Genomic DNA, 19,259 nt, shown 5'->3' with positions numbered 1-19,259 from the left:
CGACGCGAGCAATCTTCCTGATTGATCATTCAGGAACAATAAATGGCCGCTACTGTTTAACAGGCTTTATTTTCAAAGCCTTATAAACATCCAAAATGATCATTTCGGAGTAAACGGCCGCAGCAAACAGGGGGCTTGATCGGTTAGCGCCGGCCGATTCAGTCGGGCTTTTTGCGGTATTGGCCCGGCGTGATGCCGGTAACGTCTTTGAAGGCGGCATAAAAATTGGATTGGGTGGCAAAGCCAACCGTCAATCCAATCGACAACACCGAAGCCTGCGGGTCGGCTAGCAATAATTGTTTGGCCGCAGCAACGCGGTGTTCGCGAATATAACGGGAAAAGCCCTGGCCGAATTCGGTGTTGATCAATTCCGATAACTGGTGAGGACTAATGGCCAAGGGCTCGGCCACAGCGGCCAGACTTATGCCCTCAAGCGTGTACAGTTTATCTTCGCTCATCAACTTATCGAGTTTCGCAAGCACCGCCGCTTTATCGATATTCTTCAATGTAGACTCGGCATAGGCCGCCTGCACCGCTTCCGACACCTCGCCGGCAAGATTCGGGAAACGCAACAAGGTCAGTGCCACGGTGAAAAACGCCAAGCCAAGCAACAGACTGTAAACGCTGATAAAACGGCCGTCGTCCAGTAGCGGACCTAGCAAACCTAATACGATTACCGCCACGGCAATCGCCAACAGGCCGGCCAACGACAGCAATTCCAGATGAAAGCGCCGCCGCTGGCCGCGTAAGCCGTAAACCGTCTTACACAGCCAAAGCAAATAGCCGCTGCCAACCGCGAAAGCCGATAGAAACGCCCAATGGTATGACAACAGCGTCAATGTAAACGGCAGCCAATGTAAAACGTCGCGCCGGCGGTAGGCTGCCACGCCACCCAGCAATTGCCGGCTGTAAAAGTAAAAGCTGGGAGCAACACCGAACAACAGCCCCAGATAAACTTTAGACAACACGGCATCCGGGCGACCGAGCAGGTATTGCAGATGCAACCACTGCAAAGCTGTCAAATCCGCTAACAGCAAAAATCCTGCCGCCTTGGCCTGGAAACTGACCGGCTCGCGTCTTTGCAAAAGATTTCCCAGCAATAACAGCGCTGCCGCACCGAACGAAAAGCCTATAGTCAGTAATGAAGCAAGTTGCATTTGAAACAGAGGCCTCGTGCCTATCAGTCGACCACCCGCCTGACTTGCGCACCGCAAGTTTGGCATTTACCGCACAAAATCACCTCATCGCCCAATGATTGGACTGAATAATCGACCATAGTCGTATTACCTCGGCATTGTCCACACCAAACCGAGGACAGAATGGCTTCCCGATTCGATTTAGGCATGGCGCGCCAGATTTTTTCAGCCGCAAACGAAAAGAGAATAGTCATGATCAGCCTTTAATACGTTCCAGCATTGCACCCAAATTAATCCTCACAGTTTTCTAACGCCTGTTCATTCCAATAGCAAACGACCTGACACCCTCTTGCTCCTAGTGGACGATCTTAGAACTAGAGGAGACCCCGGCCAATGTCATTGACCACGAAAAAGTTTAGTGCATTCGGATGCCGAGCGAATAAAGCCGGATAAAGGCATCATAGGCTCGCTACTATAAAGTTAAGGAACAAGCACCTGAGCGGATTGTCACCCAAATCACCCCGGAAAAGCGGCGGTGCGAAACTTGATTGTAAACCCAGCTTTTTTGGAGGGGTAAAGCAAAAAAAATCCGGCGCGACGGCCGGATTTGGAGGGAGGACGTTATTGCAATGAGCTGAACAGCGTTGCAATGACCATAGATTATCAGTATTTCCTAATATTAAAAATGCGTCACGTTGCCGCAGCTCGCTTGCCGCCGGGTTTTACCAATTTTGCAACAGCTGTTCCAAAGCCTGCCGGGTAAATTTGCCGGTCGCCGAGCGCGGGATGGTCGCCACCCGCTGGATTTTTCGCGGTAAGAACACATCGTCTATCCGCGCACGTAACGCGCTACGCAACTCGGCAGCCGATAAGCTGCTGACCACGAACGCCGCCAAACGCGGCTCCGTGGAACCGTCGTCAACCGAATAGAAAACCCCGTCGTCGACCCCGGCGATTTCGCACAAAATGCGATTCAAATCGCTCAGCGAAGCGCGCTTGCCGGCCACTTTCACCATATCGACATCGCGGCCTAACGCCGCAAACCGCTCGCCGTCCAAAAGTCTCAACCGGTCGGATAAAACGGCGGCCTCGGGCAAATGCCGGGCCTCCAGCCAAACCGGCCCCCGGTTCCGCTCCCGGTACAAGCGACAGCCCGGGTACAAGCGCCACGCGCGTGCGCTTAACGCCTGCCTGCAGGCGAACGACAAAGTTTCGGTACTACCGTAGATTTCCCAAACCTCCAACCCTAACGCGGCTTTAGCGGCGGCGGCTAAGGCATGCGGCAAGGTATCGGTGGCGCTCAGCACCCCGGCTAAGTTGGTCCAAGCCTGCCGGGTTTTGCTCAAGGAGCGTAAATGCGCGGGCGTCGTAAGCAATAGCGCCGGCCAAGGCGCGGCCGCCAGCGCGGCCTGCACGTCGCCCGGATAAAACGGCCGGCCGTCGTATAACAGCAAATCCGAACTCAACGGCCAAAACACCGAGGTTTCCAAACCGTACATGTGCTGCGGCGGCGTGGTCGAAATCATCACGCGCCGGCTTGCCGCCAAGCCCAACGCCGCTAGCGCCATGCGCGCCGAAGTCAGCAAGCTGAGCAAACTGTGCGGGCAAGGCTTGGGTTTACCGGTACTGCCGGAGGTAAACGCGACGACTCCGGCCCGCGCCCAGTCTATCTCGGCCGCATGAATGTTGCCGCCGCCGCCCGCTGCGGGTCGGCCTACCTCGAAACGGCAAACCCCAGCCATCTCCGGCATCTGTTCGCCGACCAAATAGGCATCGGGATAATCCTTTAAAATATCGTAAAGTACCCGTTGATGGGCGGAAGACGGCAACAGACAAATTTGCCCGCGGCTGGCTGCCGCCAACAAGCACACGCAAAACAAGTAACGGTTTTGGCACAGATTGAGCGCATGGGTTTTGGCTGGCAAGCGCTCGGCCAAAGCCGATACGTCTCGCCACAGTTGCCGGCGGCTGATCACCCGACCTTGGAACAGGGCGAACGGCCGCTCGTCCTGCATGAAAACCGTCTGCTGCGGTATTGTTGCCGACTCAATTGGCATGCGTGTGCTGGCGACCTTGGCGCGATTGCAGTCAATGAAACAAAACTTATATTTTACCCATAGACAGAGACAGACTCAGCGATGGATGCCGAAGTAATCATCATAGGCGCCGGCCCGGCCGGCAGCGTTGCCGCGCAACTATTACACCAAGCGGGCCGCAAGGTATTGGTGCTGGAAAAACACCGCTTCCCGCGTTTTTCCATCGGCGAAAGCCTGTTGCCGCAATGCATGCCGGTCCTGGAACAGGCCGGGCTGTTGGACGCCATAGTGGCCGAAGGCTTTCAATTGAAAACCGGCGCGGCCTTTTCTCACGCCGGCAAACTTAGCGAATTCGACTTTTCCGAAAAGTTCACCCCGGGCTGGGGCACGACCTTCCAAGTGCAACGCGCCCGCTTCGATCAACTGTTGGCCGACACCGCCGCCGCCAACGGCGTACCCATCCGTTACGGCCATGAGATTACCGCCGCCGATTTTTCCGAGCCGGGCTGCGCTCGCCTGAGCGGCTTGGACGATCAGGGCCGGCCTCGGCGCTGGCAAGCGGCCTGGGTACTGGACGCCAGCGGCTTCGGCAGAGTGTTGCCCAAACTGCTGAACCTGGAAACGGCTAGCGGTTTAGCGCCCAGACAAGCCTTGTTCACCCATATCGAGGACCGAATCAAGGTCGCCGACTACGACCGCACCAAAATTCTGATCGCCATCCACCCGGAATGCCACGAAGTTTGGTATTGGCTGATTCCGTTCAGCAACGGCCGCAGTTCCCTTGGCGTCGTAGCGCCGGCCGGCTGGATCGAACAGCGGCCGGGCAAACCCATCGATGTGTTGCGCGGCATCGCCATGGAAGAGCCGCGCTTGGCGCAACTGCTGGCCGACGCCGGGTTCGACACCCCGGCCAACCGCATCGGCGGCTATTCCGCCAACGTCACCGCCTTGCACGGCCAAGGCTATGCGCTGCTAGGCAACGCCGGCGAGTTTTTGGACCCGGTGTTTTCCTCCGGCGTCACCATCGCGCTGAAATCGGCGGCATTGGCCGCGCCCTTGCTGCATCAACAACTCAACGGCGCGGCGGTGGATTGGCATAGCGATTACGAACGGCCGTTACGCAAAGGCATAGACGTATTTCGCGCCTTCGTCGACGCCTGGTACGACGGCCGTTTCCAGCGCCTGCTGTTCGAGCCCTACCAGTTGACCGGGATTAAATCCATGATCAGTTCCATTTTGGCCGGCTATGCCTGGGACGGCGACAACCCGATGACGCAACGCAGCGACAAGCGGCTCAGCGCCATCGCCGAACTTTGTCCGCCGCTATAGTAATGATGCGAGCGGCAGCCTACCTGCACGACGTCGGCATCGTCTCCGCGCTCGGCTGCGACAAACCGAGCGTGCTGCAGGCCTGGCTGGACGGCCGCGCCCCGCAGCCGCAAACCCTAAGCTGCGGTGAGGCGTCCATTCCCGCCATGGCCGTGCAAGCCGAATTACCGCGTATTCCGCCCCGGCTTAACCGCTACGATTGCCGCAACAACCGACTGCTGTTGGCCGCCCTAGGTCAAATCGAAGCCGTTACGACACAAGCCATTGCCCGCTACGGACCGCACCGAATCGGCATAGTGCTGGGCACCAGCACGTCGGGGATTGCCGAGGGTGAACGCGCGATCGCCGAATTGCTAGCGACGGGGATTTTTCCGGAGTCCTACCACTACAGCCGACAAGAACTGGGCGGTGCAGCCGAGTTTCTGGCCGAATATTTGCGTATCGCAGGTCCGGCCTACACCCTATCGACCACCTGCTCGTCCAGCGCCAACGCCTTATTGTCCGCCCGCCGCTTGCTCCGCCTGGGCGCATGCGATGCGGTGCTGGTAGGCGGTAGCGACAGCTTGTGCCGCACCACCTTGCAGGGATTTTCCGTACTGGCCGCCATCAGTCGCACCCGCTGCCTGCCGTTCAGCGCCAACCGGGACGGCACCGTGCTCGGCGAAGGTGCCGCTTTATTCATGATGAGCCGAGAACCCGCCCCGTTCGTATTGTCGGGAGGCGGGGCCAGCGCCGACGCCTACCACATTTCCGCACCCCGCCCGGACGGCAGCGGCGCATTGGCCGCAATGCAAGCGGCCTTGAGCGACGCCGGCCTCAGCCCGCGGCAAATCGAGTACCTAAACCTGCACGGCACCGCCACCGTCCAGAACGACGCGATGGAAGCCTTGGCGGTACACGCCTTGTTCGGTACTACGCCGCCGTGCGGCTCCAGCAAACAGGCTACCGGGCATTGCCTGGGCGCGGCCGGCGCCATCGAAGCGGCACTGTGCTGGTTGCTGTTATCCGAGTTCAATCCCGAGCGCAGGCTGCCGGCACACCGCTGGGACGGTCAAGCCGATCCAACCTTGCCGAGCTTGAACTTCGTCGCACCGGGACATCGCTGCAACCAGCCGTTACAATATTGCCTCAGTAATTCTTTTTCGTTTGGTGGCAACAATGTGTCTTTACTGCTCGGTAAGTCGGAACTTCTCTGATGCCGGATAATTTTCCGCTGGCCGATTTATTGCCGCAATCGCGCAACATGATATTGATAGACCGCTTGTTGGCGGCCGACGATCAACACGCCTTGGTGCAGCTGAGCGTGCGCGACGACGGCTTGTTTTCCGGCCCCGACCGTTGCGTCCCGGCCTGGCTGGGCTTGGAATACATGGCACAGACCATAGGCGCCTACTCCGGCTACCAGCGCCGCCGCGCCGGCCTGGAGATAGGCTTGGGATTTTTATTGGGCACCCGCCATTACCAAAGCTCGGTCGACCGCTTTCCGTGCGGCGCCGTGCTGACCGTGCGCGCGGAGAAAATCATCGAAGCGGCCAACGACATGGCGGTTTTCGATTGCAAGATAGACGGCGCCGGCATCCAAGCGGCGGCCAAACTCAACGTGCTGCTACCGGAAGACTGGCAGCGCTTTATCGCTCAAAAAGCCGCATGAGCCCCAAATCGGTATTGGTTACCGGCGCCAGCCGCGGCATAGGCAAAGCCATCGCCTTGCGCCTGGCACGTGAAGGCTACGACGTGGTTGTCCATTGCCGCAGCCGGATACAAGACGCCGAACAGGTTCGCGGCGAAATCGAGATATTGGGCCAACGCAGCCGTATCCTGTGTTTCGACCTGGCCGAGCGCGAAGCCGCCAAAACCAGCTTGGAAGCCGATATGCAGACCCACGGCGCCTATTACGGCGTAGTCTGCAACGCCGGCCTGTCCCGTGATAATGCCTTCCCGGCCCTGAGCAGCGACGATTGGGACACGGTACTGCGCGGTAATCTGGACGGCTTTTATAACGTCTTGAATCCGGTGGTGATGCCAATGATCCAGCGCCGCCGGCCCGGCCGCATCGTCACCCTGTCCTCGGTATCCGGCCTGATCGGTAACCGCGGTCAAGTCAATTACAGCGCCGCCAAAGCCGGCATCATCGGCGCCAGCAAAGCGCTGGCCGTCGAACTGGCCAAGCGCAAAATCACCGTCAACTGCGTCGCACCCGGCTTGATCGAAACCGATATGCTGGAAGGCGTGCCGGTGGACGAGATCGTCAACGCCATTCCGGCCAAACGCCTGGGCAAACCGGAGGAAGTGGCCGCCTTAGTGGCTTTTTTACTGTCCGACGACGCCGCTTACATCACCCGCCAAGTGATTTCGGTCAACGGAGGTTTGTGCTGATGCGGCGGGTGGTGGTTACCGGCATGGCCGGCTTTTCGCCGATAGGCAACGACTGGGCGCAGATCCGCGACCGCCTGCAGCGCGGCGCATCCGGTATACGCTATTTACCGGACTGGGAACGTTACAACGGCTTGCTGACCCGCTTGGGCGCGCCGGTCGAAGGCTTTGAACTGCCGGCGCACTACAGCCGCAAACGTACCCGCAGCATGGGGCGGGTATCGCAAATGGCCACCCGCGCCACCGAATTGGCGCTGCTGGACGCCGGCTTGCTGGACGATCCCGTGATCGGCAGCGGCCGCACCGGCGTATCCTACGGCTCGTCGGTGGGCTCCACCTCGGCCATCGCCGATTTCGGCAACATGCTGCTGCACCACGACATTGGCAACCTGAACGCCACCACCTATTTAAAAATGATGGGCCATACCACCTTGGCCAACGTGGCGGTGTTTTTTCAAGTACGCGGCCGCATGCTACCGGCCGTTAGCGCTTGCACCTCGGGCAGTCAGGCCATAGGCTTCGGCTACGAAGCGATCAAATTCGGCCAGCAAGACGTCATGCTGGCCGGCGGCGGCGAGGAATTGTGCCCGACCATGGCGGCTCTGTTCGACGCCTTGTACGCCGCCAGCACCCGCAACGACCAGCCGCAGCTGACCCCGCGCCCGTTCGACCGACGGCGCGATGGCTTGGTAATAGGCGAAGGCGCTTGCACCTTGGTGTTGGAAGAACTGCAACGCGCTATCGAACGCGGCGCAACGATACACGCCGAAGTGGTCGGCTTCGCCACCAACGCCGACGGCGCCCACGTCACCCAACCCAACGCCGACACCATGCAGGTAGTCATGCGTCAGGCATTGGCCGACGCCGGCCTGGCGCCGGCGCAAATCGGCTATGTCAGCGCCCACGGCACCGCCACCGAGCAAGGCGACATCGCCGAGAGTCAGGCCACCTTCGCGGTATTCGGCGGACAAACCCCTATCAGCACGCTGAAAGGCTATACCGGTCATACCTTGGGCGCCTGCGGCGCGCTGGAGGCTATGGTGGCGATCGAGATGCTGCGCGAAGGCTGGTTTCACGGCAATTTGAACCTGGACGACCCCGACCCGCGCTGCGCGCCGCTGGACTATCTGACCGGCAACGGCCGCGCTATCGACACCGACTACCTGATCAGCAACAATTTTGCTTTCGGCGGCATCAATACCTCGCTGGTACTGCGCCGCTGGCGCGGCTGACGGGTGCGGCCCATGGCGGCGCTCTTGCAATCAACCAACCCCGGCGACACGCTCCGTTTCAAATTCGCTTTATTGCATTGGTGCGGCTGGCAGGCCAACCCGGCAACATCCGACGACTGCTGGCCGGAAGGCGGCCTATTGACCGGCGAGCATCCGGATCTGGAGTTTTTGCCGATAATGCAACGCCGCCGTCTGTCGCCGCTGGCCAGGGCCGCCTGCGCAAGCGCTTGGCGCTGCCGGCAAGCCTGCGGCGACATGCCGTCCATATTTTTTTCCCGCCACGGCGAAAGCCGCTATTACTTCGAGATGCTGACCGATCTGGCGCGCGGCGAAGCCCTATCGCCCAGCCGGTTCAGTTTGAGCGTGCATAACGCCATCGGCGGCTTGTACGGATTGCAATGCGCCAGCCGCCAGCCTTATCTGGCTTTAGCCGGCGGCGGGGACGACGTGTTTGCCGGCTTGGTCGAAGCGGCCGGGCTATTGCTGGAAGTTCCTCGGGTATTGCTGGTCGCTTACGATCAAGCCTTGCCGGAGGTGTATCTAACCCATATTCACGGTCCGGAACAGACTTGGGCCTTGGCCATGGTCTTGGCCAACCCCGGCGCGTCCGGTTCTGCCTTAGAGCTGTGCCGCACGCCGGACAGAAGCCGGCCGCCGTCGCCGGACGCCGGTTATGCCCTGCTGCAAGCCGCCTGCAGCGGGCAACTGAACGGCAGCGTTGCCACCCGGCGCGCACTGTGGCAGTGGAGATTAACTCTTGGCTAACCGCCTGAATTACTTGTGGCGCTTGTTCGCTACCGGCCTGAGCTTCTTTTTGTTCGGCGCGGTCGGCGTCCTGCTGTGGGGTGGTGTATTCCCGCTGCTGGCGCCGTTACTGGGCCGCAACCAAATCCGAACCCAACGCTCGCGCCGCCTGATGCAGCAGGTTTTTCGCCTATACATGAATTTCATGCGAACCGTCGGCATATTGGATTACCGGGTCAGCGATCCGGAAATTTTGAACCGATCCGGTCAAATCGTCGTGGCCAACCACCCCTGCCTGCTGGACATCGTGTTTTTGATTTCGCAAATCCGCAACGCCAGTTGCATCGTCAAACCGGCGTTAATCAAAAACCCGTTCATGCGCATTCCGATCCGGGCCATGGGCTATATCTACGCCGAAGACCCGGAAACCTTGCTGGAGCGCTGCGCCGAAGAATTGCACGGCGGCAGCGTGCTGATCGTATTTCCCGAAGGCACGCGCACCACGCCGGGACTGGCCATCAAATTCCAACGCGGCGCCGCGGCAATCGCTTTGCACGCCCAAGCCCCGTTATTGCCGGTGTTATTGGGCTGTCGCCCGACCACCCTGACCAAGCAGGAGCGGTGGTATCAAATCCCACAAAAGAAGTTTACTTTAAGCCTGATTGTAGGTGATCATATCCGGCTCAGCCCGATTTCCGGCAGCGACAATCGCTCGTTAGCAGCCAGACGCGTCACCCGGCAATTGGAAACCTATTTTACCGACCGGCTGGCCGACCATGGACTCACTCGAAGCCGAGCTTAAACAATTAATCATCGATATTTTCGAACTGGACGCCTTGAGCCCGCAAGACATCGGCAGCGAAGCGCCGTTGTTCGGCGAAGGCTTGGGCCTGGATTCCATAGACGCACTGGAACTGGGTGTGGCATTGAAGAAAAAATACTGCATAGACCTCGATGTGCACACGCCCGCCGCCTCGCTGGCCCGGCATTTCGCCTCGGTACACACTCTGGCCGCCTTCGTCGTATCGCAACAACACGCTACCCACTTATGAACACCCAAGACGAAATTTTGGCCACGTTAAAGCAAATCATGTCGGAGATCTTCGAGCTGGCGCCGGAAGACATCGTCCTTAGCGCCGACTTGGGCAAAGACTTGGACATAGACAGCATAGACGCGGTCGACCTGATGGTGAGGCTGCGGGAAATTACCGGCAAACGCATCAACCCGGAAGATTTCAAAAACGCCCGCACCGTGCAAGACGTGGTCGAGACCGTACACCGGGTCGTCGTCGGCTGATGATAGATGGAGCGAGAAGCCGCATACCGCTGGCCTACGGCCGTTTTGAACGGCTTGTTTTGGTTGGTCACGCTAAGTTACCCGTTTCTGTTGTGGCTGTTGCTGGATAGCTTTCAACCGCGCGGCATCGCTTTAGGTTTAGCCGGCCTTGGCCTGCTGCGTCTGGCCCGGCAAGGTAAAACCCGAAAGCAAAGTCAAAGTCCCGCCAACCGTTTGGTGCTACCTGCCGCCATAGTATTTCTGTTATTCGGCGCATTCATGAACGACAGACTATGGCTGCTAAGCTATCCGGTCGCCGTCAGCCTGAGTTTCGCCGCCGTATTCGCGCACAGCTTGTACCAACCGCCCACTGTGGTCGAACGGCTGGCCCGACTGGAGTATCCGAATTTGCCGCCGCACGGCATTGCTTATACCCGCCGGGTGACCCAAGTCTGGACCTTGTTTTTTTGCCTGAACGCAGTGATTTCGCTGCTTACCGCTTTACACGGCGATGCCGCGCTGTGGAGCCTTTATAATGGCTGCATCTTTTATGTGTTAATGGGTATCCTGATGGGCGTGGAAATGCTGATCCGCCGTAAAGTAAAGGCCAGCTTTTGAATCACCAAAATCAAGCCGAACCGGCGGCTGTATTATTACCCGAAGTCATAGGCAAGGCCGCGATTGAAAGCGGCGTGGAATTGAGCCTTTGCATTCCACCGCAGTTAGTTTATTTCGACGGCCATTTCGACGCCATCGCCATCGTTCCGGGCGTGGTACAAATCCACTGGGCCATGCACTACGGACAAGTCTATTTGCCGCTTGCCGGCCGCTTCGCCCGCATGGAGGCAATAAAATTCAAGGAGCTGTTGTTACCCGGACAAGCGTTGCAACTGCGTTTGCGTTATAACGCAGCTCAGCAAAAACTGGAATTTCGTTACGCCGCCGCCGATACCGAATTCAGTTCGGGCCGGATCTATCTTTACGCCGACCATGTTTAAACCTTGTTTTCTGATCCCGGTGTATAACCACGAAGGCCCGCTGCCGGCCATCGTCCGGCAGTTGGCGCGGTTCGACTTGCCCTGCATCTTGGTGGACGACGGCAGCGCAACCGGCTGCGCCGAAACGATACAGCATCTGGCGCAGCAATATCCTTGGGTCTGCACGATTCGGTTGCCGCACAATCTGGGCAAGGGCGGCGCGGTGAAAGCCGGCTTGCGCCACGCCGAACGGCAAGGCTACAGCCACGCCCTGCAAATCGACGCCGACGGCCAACACGACCTGCAAGACGTTCCGCAATTTTTGGCCACTGCCCAAGCCAACCCGGCCGCCATGGTGCTGGGCCGTCCACTATTCGACGCCAGCATCCCCAAAGCGCGTTATTACGGCCGCTACCTGACCCACGCTTGGGTTTACATCAACACCTTGTCGTTGGACATTGCCGACGCCATGTGCGGTTACCGGGTTTATCCTTTGGCGGCGACGGCCGAACTACTGCGCAATGCCGCGCTGGAAAACCGCATGGCTTTCGATATCGAAATTCTGGTAAGGCTTTACTGGCAGGGCGTCCCGGTGCTGTCTATTCCCACTAAAGTCGGCTATCCGGCCGACGGCATCTCGCATTTTCGCGGTTTGGAAGACAATCTGCGCATCAGCCTAACCCACGCCAAACTGTTCTTCGGCATGCTATACCGCTTGCCCACCTTACTGGCGAGGCATTTTCGATGACGGAAACCGGCCATTGGGCGGCGATGCAGGAAACCAGCGTTATCTGGGGCATCAAAACGTTGGTGTGGATTTACCGGCGGTTCGGCCGTCACGCGTTCCGGCTGATATTGCGGCCGGTGGTCAGCTACTATTTTTTGACCGGCCGGGTAGCCCGGCAAGCTTCGCTGGAGTATCTGCAACAGCTTGCCGCCTACTTTCCGGATTTGGGACTCAGGCCCGGCTGGCGCTTGAGTTACCGGCACTTCGTCGGTTTCGGCGAAACCCTGCTGGATAAAATCGTCGCCTGGATGGGCTTGATCGACCCGGCCTCGGTCGACTTTCCCAACCGGCCTGTACTGTTGGAGATGATTGCACAAAAGCGTGGCGCCCTGCTGCTCAGCGGCCATATCGGCAACCTGGAAATTTGCCAGGCGGTCGCTCACCAGCGCGGTCAAATCCGCCTCAACATATTGGTACATACCCGGCACGCGGAGAAATTCAACCGCTTACTGGGCGCCAGCGGCAGCAACACCATCAAATTGATTCAGGTGACCGAACTGAATCCGGCGGTCGCCATCGACTTGCAAAGCAAAATCGAAGCCGGCGAATTCGTGGTGATGGTCGGCGACCGGATTCCGGTCAGCGGCGTACGCACCGTGACCGCGGATTTTTTGGGCCGGCCGGCCGAATTCCCGCAAGGCCCGTATTTATTGGCATCGCTGCTACGCTGCCCGGTGTTCACCTTGTTTTGCTACCGTACCGAGGGCAGGTTTCAAATTCGCTTGCAACCCTTCTCAGAGCCTATCCGCATTCCTCGCAATCCTGAGCAACGCGAACAGCACTTGCAGCAACTGGCCCGTCGCTACGCCGAACGACTGGAACAACACTGCCACGCGGCGCCCCTGCAATGGTTTAATTTTTATCCGTATTGGGGCAAGCGACCCACCCTGGAAAAATAGCCATGATCAGCGCCGAAGTGGAAGTTATCGTACCGTTTTTCGACATCGACATCCTCGGCATCGCCTGGCACGGCCATTACTGCAAATATTTGGAGCTCGCCCGCTGCGCCTTGCTGGACAAAATCGACTACGGCTATATGACCATGCGCCAAACCGGTTACGTCTGGCCCATCGTCGATTTGCAATTGCGTTACGTCAAACCGGCCCGCTTCGAACAAAAGCTTACAGTCCGCGCCGAACTGGTGGAATGGGAATACCGGATGAAAATCAAATACCGCATCAGCGACGCCGGCAGCGGCGAAATTCTGGCCAAAGCCCAAACCATACAAGCCGCGGTTAACAGCGACACCGGGGAAATGTGCTACGCCTCGCCGCCGATTTTCTTGCACAAGTTGGGTTTGGGCGAAGCGCCTGAGCAATAACCCGGCCGAATCCGCCGACCCAACGTTGCCGTTTTTTTATGACGCCTTGGCGGCTGACTGCTCCGGCAGGCAATAGTGCACACATGGATAGTTGCGTGAGACGCCGATAGAACCACGGCATGCGCCTTCGATCATTCAAGATCGCCGAGCGATGCAAAAGTCGCCTAACGACTAAGTTAATCAATAAGATAGAGCATTCAGGTTTTTTCGAATAATTGTTGGTTAACCAAGCGAGTCGTTGTATAACTGTACCGCTTACACAGTCATTGACCAGCATTTCTCCACCCGTGTCGCTTTGACCCTGTTAGCCAAATTGATCGATTTTTAGAGTGTTGAATAGTGGTTTATGTTACGCAGCACAAGCTCATAATGGCTAAAGCTTTCCTTCTATCGATGTGCTTCACGCTGTTGGCCGCCTGCCGAGAGTCCCCGCCGCAAAACCCGGGGCTGATAAGAAAAATCACCGTTGCCTTCACCAATCAACCGGAATCGGCGCTGATGCATGTCGCGTTGGCTCAAGGTTTTTTTACCGAGGAGGGATTGGAAGTGCTGCCTCAATTGCATAGTTTCGGCAAAACGGCCTTGCAAGCGGTGCTTGAGAATAAAGCCGATTTCGCAACCGTTGCCGAAACGCCGCTGATGTTCAGCATATTGCGCGGCGAACGGGTCGCCGTAATTGCCAATATCGTCACCAGTTCAAGCAATCACGCCGTTGCGGCCAGACGGGATGCCGGCATTGCCGAACTCTCCGATTTAAAGGGAAAGCGCGTCGGCTACACCCCCGGCACGACATCCGAGTTTTTTCTGGATTCCATTTTGACGGCATCCGGCCTGACCAGACCGGAAATCGAGGCGGTTGCCATCCATCCTCAAGACATGCTGCAGAGTATCGAACTCCGGCAGGTCGATGCGGTTTGCACCTGGAACTACCCGCTGACACAAATTCAACGGCAATTAGGTTCCGATGTGACGGTCTTTTACGACCGGGACATCTACACCGAAACGTTTAATATCGCCGCACAACAAGCGTTTATCGAAAAAAATGCCGATACGATCAAGCGCTTTCTACGCGCCTTGCTCAAGGCCGAAACCTTCGTCGCTGAAAAGCCGGATGCGGCTCAAGCCATTATGGCAAGCGCCACCGGGTTGGCATTGAGTCTGATCAAGAATGTTTGGGCTGATTTCAATTATGCTGTGACACTCGATCAAACGCTGCTGATTACCTTGGAAGACGAAACCCGCTGGGCCATGAAAAACCGGCTGACCGATCGAACCGTCATGCCCGACTACCAACAACACATTCATTTCGATAGCCTATCGGCTATCAAACCGTCCGCCGTAACTATCTACCGCTAGGCTTTCATGCGGATCATCAAACGGTTAAAAATTCTGTCTGCGTCTACGATCGTCGCAGTGATTCTATTGCTGCCAATCCTGTTCTGGACCATGGCGCATTACCAGCGGCAAAAAAACGACTACATGCTGGTCGATAATCTGGTGCGCAGTTTCTTCGAATTAACCGTATTTCGGGATCAATATCTCTTATATCGAGAAGAGCGGGCGCAGAGGGATTGGGACAAGCACAAGGAAAATGTTGCGCAACTGATAGAGCGGGTCATTGCACAACACACTCACGCAGACGATAAGCCTGAATTGAACAAGCTGCGCGGGAGTTTCGAGCAATCCACAGACATTTTTCAGCGCATTGTCAACAACAGCGAGTCATTGAATCAAGTCACGGACAAACAAGGCGTTTATGCGGAGTTAGACAAACGACTGGTCAGTCAGCTACTGCTACGGATATCCGAGAGCCTTAATCTGGCTACGACTTTGCTGGATGTCAGTACCCATAGGGTGGAGAAAAGTTATCAATATTTAGTCGGCATTGTCAGTCTATTTGCATTTCTGTTGGCACTGGCCACCATTTTGAACTCGATGCAGCTGAGCAGGCTGATTAAAAAACGCTTATTACCTTTACATCAAGGAGCCAAGCGGATTGCCGAGGGCAATCTTGATTATCGGATTGACTGCGTCGGTACGGATGAATTTAGCGAACTCGCCGCCGCTATCAATCAGATGACGGCCCGGCTGCAAAATTTTACCGGCCAGCTTCAGGCGGAAGTCTTGGAACGCGAACGGGTCGCGCAACAAAGAGAGCAGTATTTTCGATTTTTCCGGCTCACCCGGGAGCCGATGTGCATTGCCGACCCGCAAGGTTGTTTCAAGCAAGTCAATCCGGCCTTTGTTTTATTGACGGGCTTTGGCGAATCCGAATTGTTGGCCAAACCGTTTCTGGACTTTGTCTTTGCGGACGACAGGCAAAAAACCGCAGAGGAAATGGCGCGGCACATATTGGGTCATGAGTCGCTTGCCTTTGAAAACCGTTACGTTTGCAAAGACGGCAGGCTGATACATTTGTCTTGGACAGCTTATTTCGACCAAAACGACGGCGCGACATATGCCACTGCACGCGACATTACCGAGCGCAAACAGGCGGAAATCCAACTGGCCGAAAGCGAATTTCGCTGGAAATTCGCCATCGAAGGTTCCGGCGACGGCGTTTGGGACTGGAACATCGCCACCAATGAGGTGAACTTTTCCCGGCGTTACAAGGAAATGCTGGGTTACGGCGACGACGACCTGCTCGCCGTTAAACAAGAATGGGAAGATCGGCTTCATCCCGACGATAGGGCCGGCGTCACGGCAACCCTTCAGGATTACCTGACGGGCAAGACCCCGCTTTATTCGGTAGAGTTTAGGATGAGATGCAAGGATGGCAGTTATAAATACATTCTTGCCCGCGGCATGGTAGTGAGCCGCAATATTGACGGCAACCCGGTGCGGATGATCGGCACTCACACCGATATCACCGAGCACAAGCAGGTCGAGCAAAAGCTACAACTTGCCGCCAGCGTATTTACCCATGCGCGCGAAGGCATCATGATTACCGGAACCGATGGAACCATCATTGACGTCAATGACGCTTTCAGCCTGATAACCGGCTATAGCCGCGAGGAAGCCATCGGCCGATTCCCTCACTTTCTCCATTCCGGATGTCACGATCCAAGTTTTTACGCCAATTTGTGGCAGCAATTGCTTGAGAAGGGCCACTGGTACGGGGAAATATGGAATCGCCGTAAAACCGGCGAGATCTATGCCCAAATGGAATCCATCAGCTCGATACGCGACGCGGCAGGCAATGTTAGCCAATATGTGTCGTTATTCTCCGACATTACAACACTCAAGGAGCACGAGAAGCGACTGGAACATATCGCACACTTCGACGCGCTCACCAACCTGCCCAATCGCATTCTGCTGGCGGATCGATTGCGCCAAGCGATTGTGCAGGCGCAACGCAATGGCGATAAATTGGCGATAGCCTACCTTGATCTGGATGGTTTTAAAGCCATCAACGACACTTACGGACACGAAGCCGGCGACCATTTGTTGGTGTCTGTCTCCGCCAGAATGAAACAAGCACTGCGTGAAGGCGACACCTTATCCAGAATCGGCGGCGACGAATTCGTCGCCGTATTGCCGGAGCTGGCCGATATGGAATCGAGTACGCCGATATTAAACCGCTTGTTGATAGCGGCTGCCGAGCCGACAGCGTGCGGTGATTTGGTATTCAATGTTTCGGCCAGCTTGGGGGTAACTTTTTATCCACAGGAGGAAGAAGTTGACGCCGATCAATTGTTGCGTCAGGCCGATCAGGCCATGTATCAAGCAAAACTATCCGGCAAAAACTGTCTCCATACGTTTGATGCCTATCAGGACAGTTACATTCGCAATCGCCACGAATCCTTGAACCGCATAAGTCAGGCCATGCTCGCGCGCGAATTTGTACTGTTTTACCAACCCAAGGTAAATTTGCGCACTGGAGCAATAGTCGGTGCGGAGGCGTTAATACGCTGGAATCACCCGGAAACCGGCCTGTTGCTGCCCGGTGAATTTCTGCCGGTCATCGAGGATCATCCGCTCGCTGTCGAAATCGGCGAATGGGTGATAGATACCGTCCTAACCCAACTTCAGATCTGGCACAAAGCCGGGCTGAAAATTCCGGTGAGCGTCAACATCGGCGCACGCCAATTACAACAAAAGGACTTTGTCGAACGCCTACGACAGTTGCTTGCAGCCCATCCATCGATAGGTGCCGATTGCCTGGAGCTCGAGGTGCTGGAAACCAGTGCGCTCGAAGACATAAACCATGTATCCAATGTTATTTATGCGTGTAAAGAACTGGGGGTAGCATTTGCCCTGGATGATTTCGGCACCGGATACTCGTCTTTGACTTATCTGAAACGTTTGCCGGTAACCACGCTAAAAATAGACCGGAGCTTCGTGAGCGACATGCTTGACGACCCGGACGATCAATCGATTCTGAATGGCGTCATTAATCTGGCCGCCGCTTTTGGCAAACAGGTGGTTGCCGAAGGCGTTGAAAGCGAGAAACACGGGGAATTGTTGCTGCAGCTCGGCTGCGAATTGGCGCAGGGGTACGGCATAGCCCGCCCCATGCCTGCCGAGCAAATGCTCGATTGGCACATGCATTGGAGCGAGCAGCCGTACTATTCGCTCCCAAATCGCATATCGTGCTGAATATTTGATCGCAAGGATACTTCAGTAGGCCTCTATCGGCGGCGCCTTACCCCAAACCTTCCTACCAGAATGCGCCGCCTCACTCTATCTCGCCATACCTGTTTATCAAGATTTGTTGCGTGTATCATGCACGGCTTGCCGCTTTGCGGTTTGTCCGAGTACATATCCGCACGGCCTCGCCCATCACGACCCGGAGCTTGTCGATGACTAAACGCCGTTTTCTATTCGCGCTGCTAGGCGCCGCCCTGTCGGTTGCCGGCTGCAATAAATCCTTGAAACCCGAACAAATGCCGGCCGAGGTACAAACCGGCGAGGTGTACTACACCCAGTTCAGTTTGTTCGAGGAGAAGAATACCTACCGCACCACCAATTACCGCAAAGGCGTGTTAGTGCCGATCAACACCGAAATCGTGCTGGAAGCCATGAGCAGCGGCGACGCTAAAATCCGCCTGCTCGGCACCGGGCAAATCTTGACCATCGAAAACGTGCCCAAATACAGCAAAGATGCCATGCCGGAGGCGTTCAAGAAAATCGCCGCCCCGAGCAAAGTGGATTTAAGCCGTTTCAATGCCGCCGAACAAGCCGCGATCAGGACAGGCAAAGCCATCACCGGCATGAGCCGCGAGGCGGTGCTGGCCGCCATCGGCCACCCGCCGCAACACGAAACCCCGTCACTGGCCGCCGACAACTGGACGTATTGGACCAACCGCTTCGACCGTTTCGTGGTCCGCTTCAACAACGGCAAGGTGGCCGAGATTGTCAACTGATGGTTTTTTTGTCGCTGCAACCGCAAGCGTGGCTGCACTCCCAACACGACAAGCCATAGGCAGGCCAATGCCGGCAGTCCCGCTAACAATACCCGCCTGAATGCTGATCCAGTTCGAGCCGGCTAACGCCCAAGACAAGAATTTCTTTTGGAATTTGCACGTGTTATCGTTTAAAGAAGTGTTTTTGTCGCAATTCGGCGGTTGGGACCCTGCGGATCAATACCGTTATTTCGAACAAAAATGGGCGAGCGGGGACTTTAGAAAAATTCTTGCCAACCGGCGCATCGTCGGCGGCATCGCGCTCAAAGATTACCCCGACCACCTCGAGTTGACCGAAATCCAAATTCACCCGATGTTTCAAAACCAAGGCCTGGGCAGTTGCATCATTAGCGATTTGATCGATAAAGCCGGCGCAGCCGGCAAACCCTTGCGGCTGCACGTATTTTTGCACAGCCAAGCCTTTCGCTTGTACCAGCGGCTAGGCTTCAAAATCATCAGCCAAGATCACTACCAATATCACATGGAATATGCGCCGCCCGCTCGGGATTAGACGCAGCCGGTATTGTTCGCCGATATTAAATTCCGAATTTCCTGATTGCACGGCGCCCGGCGGCCTAATTCCACGCCATTTTGTGTGATATTGCCGCTGAAGTACGGTAGGATGAAAGCCGATACATTGCCG

The 19,259-nt window shown here is 56.7% G+C and carries 21 protein-coding genes; 18 read left to right on the top strand and 3 right to left on the bottom strand.

Annotated features, from left to right (window positions below; genetic code table 11):
• Positions 1 to 158: 158 nt before the first annotated feature.
• From AB0A83_RS03325 to AB0A83_RS03315, 3 genes are all read right to left on the bottom strand, one after another.
• The gene (locus AB0A83_RS03325; protein WP_150046709.1) at positions 159 to 1,157 is read right to left on the bottom strand and encodes an AraC family transcriptional regulator; all 999 of its coding nucleotides are present in this window, start codon (positions 1,155 to 1,157) and stop codon (positions 159 to 161) included.
• A gap of 23 nt (positions 1,158 to 1,180) precedes the next feature.
• Positions 1,181 to 1,390 carry a hypothetical protein gene (locus AB0A83_RS03320; protein ID WP_150046707.1) on the bottom strand — a complete coding sequence of 70 codons (210 nt, stop codon included), beginning with the start codon at positions 1,388 to 1,390 and terminating at the stop codon, positions 1,181 to 1,183.
• Positions 1,391 to 1,858: 468 nt separating this feature from the next.
• Positions 1,859 to 3,193 carry an AMP-binding protein gene (locus AB0A83_RS03315; RefSeq protein ID WP_150046705.1) on the bottom strand — a complete coding sequence of 445 codons (1,335 nt, stop codon included), beginning with the start codon at positions 3,191 to 3,193 and terminating at the stop codon, positions 1,859 to 1,861.
• 81 nt (positions 3,194 to 3,274) lie between these two features.
• On the opposite strand from AB0A83_RS03315, the gene AB0A83_RS03310 reads away from it, so the two are divergent.
• From AB0A83_RS03310 to AB0A83_RS03225, 18 genes are all read left to right on the top strand, one after another.
• Positions 3,275 to 4,501: an NAD(P)/FAD-dependent oxidoreductase gene (locus tag AB0A83_RS03310; RefSeq protein WP_150046703.1), complete on the top strand. Its 1,227-nt coding sequence runs from the start codon at positions 3,275 to 3,277 to the stop codon at positions 4,499 to 4,501.
• Positions 4,502 to 4,503: 2 nt separating this feature from the next.
• Positions 4,504 to 5,697 carry a beta-ketoacyl-ACP synthase gene (locus AB0A83_RS03305; protein WP_232056760.1) on the top strand — a complete coding sequence of 398 codons (1,194 nt, stop codon included), beginning with the start codon at positions 4,504 to 4,506 and terminating at the stop codon, positions 5,695 to 5,697.
• A complete protein-coding gene (locus AB0A83_RS03300) occupies positions 5,697 to 6,152 on the top strand; it encodes a 3-hydroxylacyl-ACP dehydratase (protein WP_367155394.1) in 456 nt (151 codons plus the stop codon). Before AB0A83_RS03305 ends, AB0A83_RS03300 begins: the two co-directional genes overlap by 1 nt.
• Positions 6,149 to 6,877 (top strand): 3-oxoacyl-ACP reductase FabG, encoded by a 729-nt coding sequence (fabG, locus tag AB0A83_RS03295; protein WP_367155393.1) that lies wholly within the window; start codon positions 6,149 to 6,151, stop codon positions 6,875 to 6,877. The genes AB0A83_RS03300 and fabG overlap by 4 nt, the downstream gene beginning before the upstream one ends.
• Positions 6,877 to 8,106: a beta-ketoacyl-ACP synthase gene (locus AB0A83_RS03290; protein WP_150046697.1), complete on the top strand. Its 1,230-nt coding sequence runs from the start codon at positions 6,877 to 6,879 to the stop codon at positions 8,104 to 8,106. Before fabG ends, AB0A83_RS03290 begins: the two co-directional genes overlap by 1 nt.
• 12 nt (positions 8,107 to 8,118) lie before the next feature.
• On the top strand, positions 8,119 to 8,871 hold the full coding sequence (locus tag AB0A83_RS03285) for a beta-ketoacyl synthase chain length factor (protein ID WP_367155391.1): 753 nt from the start codon (positions 8,119 to 8,121) through the stop codon (positions 8,869 to 8,871).
• Positions 8,864 to 9,652: a 1-acyl-sn-glycerol-3-phosphate acyltransferase gene (locus AB0A83_RS03280; RefSeq protein ID WP_150046694.1), complete on the top strand. Its 789-nt coding sequence runs from the start codon at positions 8,864 to 8,866 to the stop codon at positions 9,650 to 9,652. The genes AB0A83_RS03285 and AB0A83_RS03280 overlap by 8 nt, the downstream gene beginning before the upstream one ends.
• Complete coding sequence (locus AB0A83_RS03275; RefSeq protein ID WP_150046692.1) at positions 9,627 to 9,902, top strand: phosphopantetheine-binding protein; 276 nt, start codon at positions 9,627 to 9,629, stop codon at positions 9,900 to 9,902. Before AB0A83_RS03280 ends, AB0A83_RS03275 begins: the two co-directional genes overlap by 26 nt.
• The gene (locus AB0A83_RS03270; RefSeq protein WP_150046690.1) at positions 9,899 to 10,147 is read left to right on the top strand and encodes an acyl carrier protein; all 249 of its coding nucleotides are present in this window, start codon (positions 9,899 to 9,901) and stop codon (positions 10,145 to 10,147) included. The genes AB0A83_RS03275 and AB0A83_RS03270 overlap by 4 nt, the downstream gene beginning before the upstream one ends.
• 6 nt (positions 10,148 to 10,153) lie before the next feature.
• Positions 10,154 to 10,744 (top strand): hypothetical protein, encoded by a 591-nt coding sequence (locus AB0A83_RS03265; RefSeq protein WP_150046688.1) that lies wholly within the window; start codon positions 10,154 to 10,156, stop codon positions 10,742 to 10,744.
• Entirely contained in the window at positions 10,741 to 11,124 is a 384-nt protein-coding gene (locus tag AB0A83_RS03260) for an AMP-dependent synthetase (RefSeq protein WP_150046686.1), read from the top strand. The genes AB0A83_RS03265 and AB0A83_RS03260 overlap by 4 nt, the downstream gene beginning before the upstream one ends.
• Positions 11,117 to 11,851, top strand: coding sequence for a glycosyltransferase family 2 protein (locus tag AB0A83_RS03255; RefSeq protein ID WP_367155389.1), 735 nt, complete (start codon positions 11,117 to 11,119; stop codon positions 11,849 to 11,851). Before AB0A83_RS03260 ends, AB0A83_RS03255 begins: the two co-directional genes overlap by 8 nt.
• Positions 11,848 to 12,789 carry a lipid A biosynthesis acyltransferase gene (locus AB0A83_RS03250; protein WP_150046681.1) on the top strand — a complete coding sequence of 314 codons (942 nt, stop codon included), beginning with the start codon at positions 11,848 to 11,850 and terminating at the stop codon, positions 12,787 to 12,789. Before AB0A83_RS03255 ends, AB0A83_RS03250 begins: the two co-directional genes overlap by 4 nt.
• Positions 12,790 to 12,791: 2 nt before the next feature.
• The gene (locus AB0A83_RS03245; protein ID WP_367155387.1) at positions 12,792 to 13,211 is read left to right on the top strand and encodes an acyl-CoA thioesterase; all 420 of its coding nucleotides are present in this window, start codon (positions 12,792 to 12,794) and stop codon (positions 13,209 to 13,211) included.
• A 369-nt stretch (positions 13,212 to 13,580) separates the two neighbouring features.
• Positions 13,581 to 14,567, top strand: coding sequence for an ABC transporter substrate-binding protein (locus AB0A83_RS03240; RefSeq protein WP_367155386.1), 987 nt, complete (start codon positions 13,581 to 13,583; stop codon positions 14,565 to 14,567).
• Between the two features lie 6 nt (positions 14,568 to 14,573).
• Entirely contained in the window at positions 14,574 to 17,810 is a 3,237-nt protein-coding gene (locus AB0A83_RS03235) for an EAL domain-containing protein (RefSeq protein ID WP_367155385.1), read from the top strand.
• Between the two features lie 203 nt (positions 17,811 to 18,013).
• Positions 18,014 to 18,577 carry a hypothetical protein gene (locus AB0A83_RS03230; RefSeq protein ID WP_150046673.1) on the top strand — a complete coding sequence of 188 codons (564 nt, stop codon included), beginning with the start codon at positions 18,014 to 18,016 and terminating at the stop codon, positions 18,575 to 18,577.
• Between the two features lie 100 nt (positions 18,578 to 18,677).
• A complete protein-coding gene (locus AB0A83_RS03225) occupies positions 18,678 to 19,127 on the top strand; it encodes a GNAT family N-acetyltransferase (RefSeq protein ID WP_150046671.1) in 450 nt (149 codons plus the stop codon).
• Positions 19,128 to 19,259: the final 132 nt, after the last annotated feature.

It is taken from the genome of Methylomonas sp. HYX-M1 (genome assembly GCF_040741385.1).
Classification (GTDB): Bacteria; Pseudomonadota; Gammaproteobacteria; order Methylococcales; family Methylomonadaceae; genus Methylomonas; species Methylomonas rhizoryzae.
Note: the sequence above shows the minus strand (reverse complement) of the source record. Positions and strands in the feature narration are given on the sequence as shown.